Origin of the sequence: Nocardioides sp. CER19 (assembly GCF_029846275.1) — a bacterium.
Taxonomy (GTDB): Bacteria; Actinomycetota; Actinomycetes; order Propionibacteriales; family Nocardioidaceae; genus Nocardioides.
Genome location: NZ_JARVWS010000002.1, coordinates 1,317,039 through 1,328,989, shown reverse-complemented (window position 1 = coordinate 1,328,989; position 11,951 = coordinate 1,317,039). Strand labels below are relative to the sequence as shown.

Here is an 11,951-nt window from a genome sequence, read left to right as displayed (position 1 = left end):
TTTGATGCCATGGTCGGACGCATCCCCGTGCTGGACGTGCACCCCGTTGTCGATCTCGGGCGGCAGCCCGCGAAGGCGACCGTCGGCGAGCCCTTCCCGGTGCGCGCGACCGTCTTCCGTGAGGGTCACGACCTGCTCGGGGTCGACGTCGTCCTCATCGACCCGACCGGGGTGAGACGACCGCCGGTGCGGATGTCGGAGACCGGACCGAGGAGCGACAGGTACGAGGCCTGGGTGACGCCCGACGCCGAGGGACTCTGGACCTTCGAGGTCCAGTCGTGGTCGGACCCGCTCGGCACCTGGCTGCACGACGGGCCGATCAAGATCGACGCCGGCGTCGACGTGGAGCTCATGTTCACCGAGGGACGGCTGCTGCTCGAGCGCGTGCTCGCAGACCCCGGCCTGAGCCAGGCCGAGGCCGCGACGGTGAAGGCTGCCGTCGACGCCGCCTCGGACACCACCCGGCCGTCGGCGGCACGCCTGGCCGTCATGACCGCGCCCGACCTCGTCGGCATCCTGCGCCGTCACCCGCTGCGCGAGCTGGCGACGTCCGAGGGCCCCTACCCGGCGTACGCCGACCGCAGGCGCGCCCTCTTCGGCAGCTGGTACGAGTTCTTCCCGCGCTCGGAGGGTGCCGCGCCCGACGAGAACGGGGTGATGCGGACCGGCACGTTCCGCACGGCGATGGAGCGGCTCGACGCCGTCGCCGCCATGGGCTTCGATGTCGTCTACCTGCCGCCCGTCCACCCCATCGGCGAGGTCAACCGCAAGGGTCCCAACAACTCGCTCACGCCCGGCCCCGACGACGTCGGCAGCCCGTGGGCGATCGGGTCGCGGCACGGGGGGCACGACGCCCTCCACCCCGACCTCGGGACCTTCGAGGACTTCGATGCCTTCGTCGCCCGCGCCGGCGCGCTCGGGCTCGAGGTCGCGCTCGACCTCGCCCTGCAGGCGGCGCCCGACCATCCGTGGGTGAAGGCCCACCAGGAGTGGTTCACGACGCGCGCCGACGGCTCGATCGCCTACGCGGAGAACCCGCCGAAGAAGTACCAGGACATCTACCCGATCAACTTCGACAACGACCCGACCGGGATCGCGCAGGAGGTGCTCCGCGTCGTCCGACACTGGATGTCGCACGGCGTCCGCATCTTCCGCGTCGACAACCCGCACACGAAGCCGGTGGCGTTCTGGGAGTGGCTGCTGCGCGAGGTGCGCCGCACCGACCCCGACGTCCTCTTCCTCTCCGAGGCGTTCACTCGCCCCGCGATGATGCGCGCGCTCGGCTCGGTCGGCTTCCACCAGTCCTACACCTACTTCACGTGGCGAGTGGAGAAGGAGGAGATCGAGGACTACCTGCGCGAGGTCTCCTCGGAGTCCGACCACCTCATGCGGCCGAACTTCTTCGTCAACACGCCCGACATCCTCCACGCCTTCCTCCAGTACGGCGGCCCGGCGGCGTTCAAGATCCGCGCGGCCCTGGCCGCCATGGGCTCTCCCTCGTGGGGCGTCTACGCGGGCTACGAGCTGTTCGAGCACGTCGCCGTGCGCCCCGGCAGCGAGGAGTACCTCGACTCGGAGAAGTACCAGCTGCGCCCGCGGGACTGGGCAGCGGCCGACCGCGAGGGACGCACCCTGGCGCCGTACCTCACCCGCCTCAACGAGATCCGCCGCGCACACCCGGCGCTGCAGCTGCTGCGCAACCTCACGGTCCACTGGGCGGACGACGACCACACCCTGGTCTTCGCCAAGCAGGCCTCGACCGCCTCGACAGGCTCAGCGACCGGATCGGCAACCGGAAAGGACACCGTCATCGTCGTCATCAACCTCGACCCGCACGGCGTGCGCGAGACGATGGTCCACCTCGACCTCACCGCCCTGGGCCTCCCGGAGAGCTTCGTCGTCCACGACGAGATCACCGGTGAGGACTGGACCTGGGGGCGTGACAACTACGTCCGGCTCGATCCCGGCCACGAGTCCGCCCACGTCCTGGCGGTGAGGAGCCTCTGATGACCGAGCTGCACCCTGCCGAGAGCGCCGAGGGCGACGCGAACCCCGAGAACCCCGAGAACCCCGAGAACACCGAGCACCCCGAGGCCCCCGTGGACGACGCGCCCACGGGCGGCATCGTCAGCGAGGACCCGTTCCCCGACTCCCCCGGCATCGACCACCAGGGCGAGCCGGAGTGGTTCAAGTCGGCCGTCTTCTACGAGGTCCTCGTCCGGTCGTTCAAGGACTCCAACGGCGACGGCACCGGCGACTTCAGGGGCCTCACCGAGAAGCTCGACTACCTCGCGTGGCTCGGCGTCGACTGCCTCTGGCTGCCGCCGTTCTTCCCCAGCCCGCTGCGCGACGGCGGCTACGACGTCGCGGACTTCACCGGCGTACTCCCCGAGGTCGGCACGATCGAGGACTTCAAGGAGTTCCTGGTCGCCGCGCACGAGCGCGACATCCGGGTGATCATCGACTTCGTCGTCAACCACACCAGCGACCAGCACCCGTGGTTCCAGGAGAGCCGCAACGACCCGGACGGGCCCTACGGCGACTACTACGTCTGGTCCGACTCCGACGAGGGCTACCAGGACGCGCGGATCATCTTCGTCGACACCGAGCCGTCGAACTGGACGTGGGACCCGGTCCGCCAGCAGTACTTCTGGCACCGCTTCTTCTCGCACCAACCGGACCTCAACTACGAGAACCCGAAGGTCCACGAGGACATCGTCGACGCCATGCGGTTCTGGCTCGACCTGGGCCTCGACGGCTTCCGTCTCGACGCCGTCCCCTACCTCTACGAGGCCGAGGGCACCAACGGCGAGAACCTGCCGCAGACCCACGAGTTCCTCAAGAAGGTCCGCCGCATCGTGGACGAGGAGTACCCGGGCACCGTCCTGCTCGCCGAGGCCAACCAGTGGCCGGCCGACGTGGTCGACTACTTCGGCGACTTCGCCGCCGGCGGCGACGAGTGCCACATGTGCTTCCACTTCCCCGTCATGCCGCGCATCTTCATGGCGGTGCGGCGCGAGTCCCGGTTCCCGATCAGCGAGATCCTCGAGGAGACGCCGCCGATCCCGAGCGGCTGCCAGTGGGGCATCTTCCTGCGCAACCACGACGAGCTGACGCTCGAGATGGTCACCGACGAGGACCGCGACTACATGTGGGACGAGTACGCCAAGGACCCCCGCATGAAGGCCAACATCGGGATCCGCCGGCGCCTGGCGCCGCTGCTCGACAACGACATCGACCAGATCGAGCTGTTCACCGCCCTGCTGCTCTCGCTGCCCGGCTCGCCGGTGCTCTACTACGGCGACGAGATCGGGATGGGCGACAACATCTGGCTCGGCGACCGCGACGGCGTGCGTACGCCGATGCAGTGGTCGCTCGACCGCAACGCCGGGTTCTCCGTCGCGAACCCCGGCAAGCTCGACCGGCCGATCGTGCAGGACCCGGTCTACGGCTACCAGGCCGTCAACGTCGAGGCGCAGCTCGAGGACTCCTCGAGCCTGCTCCAGTGGACCCGCCGGCTGATCCACGCCCGCAAGCAGCACCCGGCCTTCGGGCTGGGCAGCTTCATCGACCTGGGCGGCTCGAACCCCTCGGTGCTCTCCTACTCGCGCGAGCACCGCAAGGAGGACGGCAGCACCGACGTCATCCTCTGCGTCAACAACCTGTCGCGGTTCCCGCAACCCGTCCAGCTGGACCTGCGACGCTTCGAGGGCATGGTACCCGTCGAGCTGATCGGCGGCGTGCCGTTCCCGGCGATCGGCGAGCTTCCCTACCTGCTGACCCTCGGTGGGTACGGGTTCTACTGGTTCCGCCTGACCAGGACGGACACCGCACCGATCGAGCCCGGCGCGACGCTGACCGGGGAGGAGCTTCTATGAGCGTGACTGCCGCATCGGCCGACCACCTCGACCGCGAGGTCTTCGCCGACTACCTCAGTCGCACCCGCTGGTTCGGCGGCAAGGGCCGGACCTTCCACGTCAGCGACATCCGGGTGCTCGAGGAGGTGCCCGGACGCGTCGAGGACAGCCCGCACGTGCTGATCCACCTCGTCGAGGTCGCCTACGCCGAGCCCGGCAACGGGCCCTCGGGCGAGGTGGAGCTCTACCAGGTGCCGCTCGCGTTCTACGAGCACCCGCAAGGCCGGCTCGACCACGCGTTCATCGGCTGGTGGGAGGACCCGGCGCTCGGCTGGGTGCACGCCTACGACGCCCTGCACGACCGCGAGGCGATGGCCTGCTGGCTGCGCTCCTTCGAGGCGGCGGCCGGCCCGGCCGGCGTACCGGCGGACGGGCGGCTCACCTTCCACCGGCTGCCCGGGCACCAGCTCGACACCACCGCCCACTCGACCCTGTTCTCCGGCGAGCAGTCGAACTCGTCGGTGGCGTTCGGCGAGGACGCGCTGATGAAGGTCTTCCGCAAGGTGACACCCGGCGTGAACCCTGACATCGAGATCCACCGCACGCTCACCGAGGTCGGCTCGGACCACGTCGCCGCCCTCTACGGCTGGCTCGAGGCCGAGTCACCGGCCGGCGACCAGCCGGTGATGCAGCTGGCGATGCTGCAACAGTTCCTGCGGACCGCCACCGACGGCTGGGACCTCGCGCTCGCGAGCGTCCGCAGCCTGCTGGGCAGCCCCGAGCTGCACGCCACCGACTCCGGCGGCGACTTCGCCGGCGAGTCGGCGCGGCTGGGCGAGGCAGTGGCCGACGTGCACCGCCAGCTGGCGGAGCGGTTCCCGCCCGAGGCGCGTGGCCCGGAGGCCGCGGCGGCACTGGCCGCGGCGATGAACGAGCGGCTCGACCGAGCCCTGGCCGCCGTACCCGACCTGGCGCCGCACGTCGAGCGGCTCCGGTCGGTGTTCGCCCGCGTCGCGGCCCTCGGCGGCCTCGAGGTGCAGCGCATCCACGGCGACCTGCACCTCGGGCAGACGCTGCGGACCGCGAAGGGGTGGAAGATCGTCGACTTCGAGGGCGAGCCGGCCAAGCCGCTCGCCGAGCGGATGCTCCCCGACTCCCGGTGGCGCGACGTCGCCGGCATGCTGCGGTCCTTCGACTACGCCCCGCGCTCGGTCGAGCACAGCCAGCCGGGAGCCGACAGCGACAGCGAGCTGGCCGAGCTGCGGCGCATGCGCGCCGACGAGTGGGCGCACCGCAACCGCAACCACTTCCTCGTCGCCTACGGCGGCGACCTCACCGTCGAGCAGCGCGTGCTCCTCGATGCCTACGTCGCCGACAAGGCCGTCTACGAGACCGTCTACGAAGCGCGGAACCGCCCGGGCTGGCTCACCATCCCGCTCGAGGCGCTCGCGCAGATCGGAGCCTGAGCGTGTCGACCAACCGACCGAGCACCAGCGTGCACCCCGTCGAGATCCACGAGCTCAGCAGTCTCGTCGAGGGCAGGCACGCCAGCCCCCACTCGATCCTCGGGCCGCACCCCTACGACGGCACCGTCACCGTCCGGGTCCTCAAGCCGCTCGCCTCGACGGTCGTGGTCCGCTACCGCGCGCCCGCCGGCTCGACCAGCGCGTCGGGCTGGGAGGAGGTGGATCTCACCCACGAGCACGAGGGCGTGTGGGCCGGCGTACTGCCCGTCGAGGACGTGCCCGACTACCGGCTCGCGGTGACCTACGGCGACCACACGCTGGAGGTCGACGACCCCTACCGCTTCCTGCCGACCGTCGGCGAGGTCGACCAGCACCTCATCCGGGAGGGCCGCCACGAGCAGCTGTGGAAGGTCCTCGGCGCTCGGGTGCACCACTACGAGTCGCCGGGCGGTCCCGACGTCACGGGCACCTCGTTCGCCGTCTGGGCGCCGCGCGCCTACGGCGTCCGGCTCGAGGGCGACTTCAACAGCTGGGACGGCCGCGAGCACCCGATGCGCCAGCTCGGCGAGTCAGGGGTCTGGGAGCTGTTCGTGCCCGAGGTCGGCAGCGGCACGCACTACAAGTTCATCATCCTGGGTGCCGACCAGCAGTGGCGCGAGAAGGCCGACCCGATGGCGGCCTGGGCCGAGGTGCCGCCGAACACCTCCTCCCGGGTCTTCGAGTCCGGCTACACCTGGGCCGACGACGCCTGGATGGAGGAGCGCCGGAGCAAGCAGCCCGTGGCCGAGCCGATGTCGGTCTACGAGGTCCACCTCGGCTCGTGGCGGCGCCACCGGTCCTACGCCGACCTGGCTGACGAGCTGGTGGGCTACGTCAGCGACCTCGGCTTCACCCACGTCGAGCTGATGCCGGTCATGCAGCACCCGTTCGGCGGGTCATGGGGCTACCACGTGACGTCGTACTTCGCCCCCGACTCGCGCCTGGGGACGCCCGACGACTTCCGCTACCTCGTCGACCGGCTGCACCAGGCCGGCGTGGGTGTCATCCTCGACTGGGTGCCCGGCCACTTCGCGACCGACGAGTGGGCGCTGGCCCGGTTCGACGGGGCGCCGCTCTACGAGCACCCCGACCCGCGCCGCGGCTGGCACCAGGAGTGGGGATCGCACATCTTCGACTTCGGCCGGCCGGAGGTCCGCAACTTCCTCTACGCCAACGCCATCTACTGGCTGGAGGAGTTCCACGCCGACGGTCTGCGCGTCGACGGCGTCGCCTCGATGCTCTACCTCGACTACGCCCGCAAGGAGGGCGAGTGGGAGCCGAACATCCACGGCGGCCGCGAGAACCTCGAGGCGGTCCAGTTCCTCCAGGAGATGAACGCCACCGCCTACAAGCGGGTCCCCGGCATCACCACCGTGGCCGAGGAGTCCACCTCCTGGCCGGGCGTCACCCGCGCGACGAATGCCGGCGGCCTCGGCTTCGGCTTCAAGTGGAACATGGGCTGGATGCACGACACGCTCGACTACCTCGCCCGTGACCCCGTGCACCGCTCCTGGCACCACCACGACATGACGTTCGCGCTGACCTACGCCTGGTCGGAGAACTACGTCCTGCCGCTCTCCCACGACGAGGTCGTGCACGGCAAGGGGTCGCTGCTGCGCAAGATGCCGGGCGACCGGTGGCGCCAGCTCGCCAACCTCCGCGCCTACCTGGCGTTCATGTGGGCGCACCCGGGCAAGCAGCTGCTCTTCATGGGCAGCGAGTTCGGTCAGGAGTCCGAGTGGGCCGAGTCCCGCGAGCTCGACTGGTGGTTGCTCGACCACCCCGAGCACCGCGGCCTGCACTCGCTGGTCCGCGACCTCAACCGGACCTACCGGGACACCCCGGCGCTGTGGGCGCAGGACGCCTCCCCCGCCGGCTTCTCCTGGATCAACGCCGACGACACCGAGCACAACGTCTACTCGTTCGTCCGCCGCGCCTCCGCTGACGGGGAGCCCGGCGACCAGCTCGTCTGCGTCGCGAACTTCTCCGCCGTCCCCCACGAGGGCTACCGCATCGGGCTGCCTGTCGCCGGGGAGTGGGACGAGGTCGTCAACACCGACGCCGACGTCTACTCCGGCTCGGGCGTGGGCAACCTGGGCAAGGTCACGGCCGTTGCGGGCGAGCACGCCGGCTGGCCGGCGTACGCCGACCTGCGGGTGCCGCCGCTCGGGACACTGTGGCTGCGCCCGCGTGCGGGCGCCGTCGCGAACGAGGAGACGACGACCTAGCGAGCGAGCGGCTGCTCGGCGTCGACGAAGGCGAGCTTGGCCGGGTTGCGGACGAGGTACATCGCGGTCACCAGGCCGCCCTCGACCTTGAGCGTCGCGATCGTGTCGAGCTCGCCACCGGTGTCGATCCGTAGGCCGGGCGTGCCGTTGACCAGCACGTTCTGCATCGTGACCGGCGTCGGGGCCTTGGCGGAGACGCCGATGAACCAGCGCAGCACCTTGTCCGCGCCGACGATGGGGCGCAGGGCCGCCTGCTTCACGCCACCGCCGTCGCTCAGCATGACGACGTCGGGAGCCATGACGTCGAGCAGCGCCTGGAGGTCCCCGGTCTCCAGCGCCTCCCGGAACGTCGCGAGCACCCGCCGCGTGTCCTCCTGGGAGACCTCCACCCGCGGCTGGCGGGCCGCCACGTGCGAGCGCGCACGGTGCGCGATCTGCCGGACCGCCGCGGGCGTCTTCTCCACCGCCGCGGCGATCTCGTCGTAGCCGACGTCGAAGACCTCGCGCAGCACGAAGACCGCGCGCTCGGTCGGGGTGAGCGTCTCGAGCACCAGCAGCATCGCCGTCGAGACGCTCTCCGCGAGCTCGACGTCCTCCGCCACGTCCGGGGCGGTGAGCAGCGGCTCTGGCAGCCACGGGCCGACGTACGTCTCCCGCTGGCGGCCCACGGTGCGGAGCCGGTTGAGGGCCAGGCGGGTGGTGATGCGGACCAGGTAGGCACGCCCGTCGCGCACCTCGTCCTGGTCGACGTCTGCCCACCGCAGCCACGTCTCCTGGAGCACGTCCTCGGCGTCGGCGGCCGAGCCGAGCATCTCGTAGGCGACGGTGAAGAGCAGGTTGCGGTGGGCGACGAAGACGTCGGTCGCCGGGTCGGCGCTCATGCCCCGGAGCGTACGGCGCCGAGGTGCCGCGTCGTGGCCGTCGTCGCCATCGGGAGCTCGCACACGTCGCTGAAGCCCTGGCTCTGCAGGCCCGCGGCCGAGTTGAACCGCGAGCGCATGTTCTCCAGCGCGATCATCTGCGTGAGCTCGACGACTGCGGCCGGGCCGAGCTGGTCGAGCAGCTTCTCCACCATCCAGTCCGTGACCGTCGGCGGGGTCGCGGTCATCGCCTCGGCGTACTCGAGCACGTCGCGCTCGAGCGGCTCGAACGCGTCGGACTCGCGCCACCGCGGGACCTGGCTGATCTTGGCGAGGTCGAGCTTGTCGTTGTGCGCCTTGAAGTACCCGAAGTCCAAGCACCAGCTGCAACCGATCGTGGCGGCGCTGGCGAGCTGGGCATAGGACTTGAGCGTGGGGTCGAGCGCATCCCACGTGTCGACCTTCCGCTCGAAGCCGAGCACCGCCTTGAGGACCGGCTTGTTGTGGAAGTAGACGTAGGCGTTGTCAGGTACGTCGCCGACCATGCGCTTCGCCAGCCGCTTGAGCAGCGCGCCGTAGAGGCCGGTCAGCTCGGCTTTGGGGATCCGGAACCTACTGGTGCTGGGCATCTGTCTCACCTCTGCGTCGGGATGTCTTCTGCGCACGAGACACCGTCGGACAGCGGTCTGTGACATGCGCAGCGGCCACTAGGCTGCTGCGCGTGAGCACCAACGACTCCCGGACGACCGTGATGACCGTCGCGGAGGGCGTGGCTCGCATCAGCTGGACGGACGACGAGCCGGTGTCGGTCGTCAGCCATCAGGTGGCTGCGGCCCTCACCACCCACCACCGGGTCGAGGCGCTCGTGGACCCGGAGGACGAGCGGGCCCAACGCACCGCGACGTGGTCGGGCCTGCGCCGCGAGGGTGTGATGCGGGGGGTGACCGTCAACGGTCTGCCGGTCGACCGCATCGTCTACGCACGGGTCGTGACCGACGTACCCGCTCACGAGCCCGAGGGCTTCCGCGCGTTGCTCAACTCCTTCCTCCCGCGCAAGCGCGCCATCGGGCAGTTCCTCATCCGCGACGCCGACGAGCGCGTGCTGCTCTGCCAGCTCACCTACAAGCCGGACTGGGACCTGCCCGGCGGAGTCGTCGAGGTCGGTGAGTCGCCCGCCGACGGCGTGAGCCGTGAGGTCCAGGAGGAGCTGGAGCTGGACCTGAAGGCGGGGCCGCTGCTCCTCATCGACTGGCTCCCGCCGTGGAGCGGCTGGGACGACGCGCTCACGCTCGTCTACGACGGTGGCATCCACGACCAGTCGCTGATCGACGCGATGGTGCGCGAGGAGCGCGAGATCCGCTCGGTCGAGTTCTGCACGATGGAGCAGGTGCGCGAGCGGTGCGCCGACTTCACCGCGCGTCGGGTGGAGGCGGCGCTCGCCAGCGCGCACGGAACCGGCGGGGTCTACACCGAGTCGGGGCGGCCAGTCGGCTGATGACGGGACACGAGCAGGGACACGAGCAGGGCCACGAGCACGGCCACGAGCACGGCCACGAGCACGGCCACGAGCACGGCCACGAGCACGGCCACGAGCACGGCCACGAGCACGGCCACGAGCACGGCCACGAGCACGGCCACGAGCACGGCCACGAGCACGAGCACCGGGGCGACGACGCGGCGGCCATGTTCGAGCCGACGGGCTGGGACGAGCGCTACTCCGGCGAGGGCAGCGTCTGGAGCGGCAACCCCAACCCGCAACTGGTGGCTGAGGCGTCCGGCCTGGCACCGGGAACCGCGCTCGACGTCGGCTGCGGCGAGGGCGGCGACGTCATCTGGCTCGCCCAGCAGGGCTGGCGAACCACCGGCGCCGACTTCTCCGCCCAGGGCCTCGCCCGTGCCGCGCGGCATGCCGAGCAGGCCGGCGTCGCCGACCTCACCGACTGGTGGCAGGTCGACGCCCGGACGTTCGATCCGGCCGGCCGGACGTGGGATCTCGTCACCACCCACTTCCTCCACCCGCCGGACGGCGGCATGGTGGCCGTGGTCGGCCTGCTCGCTCAGGCGGTCGCGCCGGGTGGGCACCTGCTCGTCGTCGGGCATGCGCCGGCGGCGACGTTCGACCTCAGTCCCGCCCACCACCGCGCGATGTTCCTCGCCGCGGACCTGCTGCCGGGTCTCCCCTCCGACTTCGAGGCGCTCGTCGTCGAGCAGCGGCCGCGGACCGCAGTACGCGACGGCGTCACCGTCGACATCGACGACTCCACGCTGCTGGCCCGACGCCGCCCCTGAGTCGCCGCGGCCTGTCACCGGCCAGCGAGCGGATCCGGTCCCGGCACTGCGCCTGACCCAGAGCACGCACACGACACCCAGCCACGGACCACGAAACCCTGTGCACACCCCCGCACGAACGCAGCGTTGTGAACGACGACCGGCCCGCTCACGCCCCCGACCTCGTTCCGGGAGTGGCGGTCGCGCCACACGGTGAGCCCAGGCGTCTCGATCTGCCGATGAGCGCACGGAGAGGAGGGTCTACGTGTGGTCGAACGTGGCCGTCACGGGCCCGTGAGGCGGTGTCTCGTAGTGTCGGCGAAGCTCGTGGGCGTAGGTCCTTCCGAGGGTTCCGCGGTTCTGCGTGATCCACTCGGTGAGGCGGATGGTGCCGGTGGCCGGCGCGCTGGAGTCGGCGAGCCCGTCGGCCATGGCGAGGTACTCCTCGCGAGTCAGCAGTGTGTCGCGCAGCGCCTGTCCGAGCATCCATGTGACGACAGGGAAGAGCCGGCCGGGGATGGGCACGATCCGGGTTCGGCTCTCGACGCTGGTGCGGATGTGCTCGAGGAGCTCCATGAACGTCAGCGACTCGGGACCGACAGCGTCGACCGTGGTGTCGGTGTCGCTCGCGCCGAGCTCAGCCATGAGGTCGGCCAGGTCGTCGATGTGGATCCCGCGTAGCCGGTACTGGCCACCGCCGCCGACGAGCGTCAACGGTGAGCGACGCATGAGCCAGGCGATGTTGTTGATCAGCACGCCGTCGCCGCCGAACAGGATGGCCGGCCGGGCGATCGCGTAGGACACGCGGCACTCCTTCAGGTGCTGCTCGACGATGCCCTTCCCTCGGAAGTAGGCGTACGGCGAGCTCACATCGGCGCCTGTGATGGAGATGTGCACGATCCTGCGGACGCCGGCATCGGCGGCCGCCCGGAAGAGCCTCGCGCTGCCGTCGATCGCGGTCTCGAACGTGACCTGTCGATGGGGGAACCGCACCCAGTAGGTGTTGTAGAGGGTGTCGATGCCGGTCAAGGAGCGGCGCAGACCGGCATCGTCGCGCAGGTCGAGGGGGCGCACGTCGATGCCGTGAGCGTCCTGCGCAGGATGGTTGGTCAGCGTGCGGACGGCACGCCCCCGACGCCTGAGGGCGGCGGCGACGGCCGAGCCGGAGTAGCTGAAAGCACCTGTCACCGCATCCAGCGCTTCGACCATCGCGCCTCCTCCTCGAGTCGCATC

At 70.6% G+C, this 11,951-nt stretch carries 9 protein-coding genes; 6 read left to right on the top strand and 3 right to left on the bottom strand.

Features of this window, described 5'->3' with window-relative positions:
• Nucleotides 1-9: 9 nt before the first annotated feature.
• The 4 genes from QDS12_RS14840 to glgB are packed head-to-tail and all read left to right on the top strand — an operon-like array spanning nt 10 to nt 7,590.
• Nucleotides 10-2,007 carry an alpha-1,4-glucan--maltose-1-phosphate maltosyltransferase gene (locus tag QDS12_RS14840; protein WP_279880123.1) on the top strand — a complete coding sequence of 666 codons (1,998 nt, stop codon included), beginning with the start codon at nt 10-12 and terminating at the stop codon, nt 2,005-2,007.
• Nucleotides 2,007-3,878, top strand: coding sequence for a maltose alpha-D-glucosyltransferase (gene treS, locus QDS12_RS14835; RefSeq protein WP_279880120.1), 1,872 nt, complete (start codon nt 2,007-2,009; stop codon nt 3,876-3,878). The genes QDS12_RS14840 and treS overlap by 1 nt, the downstream gene beginning before the upstream one ends.
• Nucleotides 3,875-5,323: a phosphotransferase gene (locus tag QDS12_RS14830; protein ID WP_279880117.1), complete on the top strand. Its 1,449-nt coding sequence runs from the start codon at nt 3,875-3,877 to the stop codon at nt 5,321-5,323. Before treS ends, QDS12_RS14830 begins: the two co-directional genes overlap by 4 nt.
• Before the next feature lie 2 nt (nt 5,324-5,325).
• Nucleotides 5,326-7,590 carry a 1,4-alpha-glucan branching protein GlgB gene (glgB, locus tag QDS12_RS14825; protein WP_279880114.1) on the top strand — a complete coding sequence of 755 codons (2,265 nt, stop codon included), beginning with the start codon at nt 5,326-5,328 and terminating at the stop codon, nt 7,588-7,590.
• On the opposite strand, the gene QDS12_RS14820 is transcribed toward glgB, so the two are convergent.
• Nucleotides 7,587-8,471: an RNA polymerase sigma-70 factor gene (locus tag QDS12_RS14820; RefSeq protein WP_279880111.1), complete on the bottom strand. Its 885-nt coding sequence runs from the start codon at nt 8,469-8,471 to the stop codon at nt 7,587-7,589. The genes glgB and QDS12_RS14820 overlap by 4 nt on opposite strands.
• On the bottom strand, nt 8,468-9,079 hold the full coding sequence (locus QDS12_RS14815; protein ID WP_279880108.1) for a carboxymuconolactone decarboxylase family protein: 612 nt from the start codon (nt 9,077-9,079) through the stop codon (nt 8,468-8,470). Before QDS12_RS14815 ends, QDS12_RS14820 begins: the two co-directional genes overlap by 4 nt.
• A gap of 92 nt (nt 9,080-9,171) precedes the next feature.
• Between QDS12_RS14815 and QDS12_RS14810 the strand changes: the two genes are divergently transcribed.
• Together QDS12_RS14810 and QDS12_RS14805 are read left to right on the top strand one after the other, a co-directional pair.
• Nucleotides 9,172-9,945, top strand: a complete 774-nt coding sequence (locus tag QDS12_RS14810; RefSeq protein WP_279880105.1) for an NUDIX hydrolase — start codon at nt 9,172-9,174, stop codon at nt 9,943-9,945.
• Entirely contained in the window at nt 9,945-10,739 is a 795-nt protein-coding gene (locus tag QDS12_RS14805) for a class I SAM-dependent methyltransferase (protein ID WP_279880102.1), read from the top strand. The genes QDS12_RS14810 and QDS12_RS14805 overlap by 1 nt, the downstream gene beginning before the upstream one ends.
• 240 nt (nt 10,740-10,979) lie before the next feature.
• On the opposite strand, the gene QDS12_RS14800 is transcribed toward QDS12_RS14805, so the two are convergent.
• A complete protein-coding gene (locus QDS12_RS14800; RefSeq protein ID WP_279880099.1) occupies nt 10,980-11,927 on the bottom strand; it encodes an NAD-dependent epimerase/dehydratase family protein in 948 nt (315 codons plus the stop codon).
• Nucleotides 11,928-11,951: the final 24 nt, after the last annotated feature.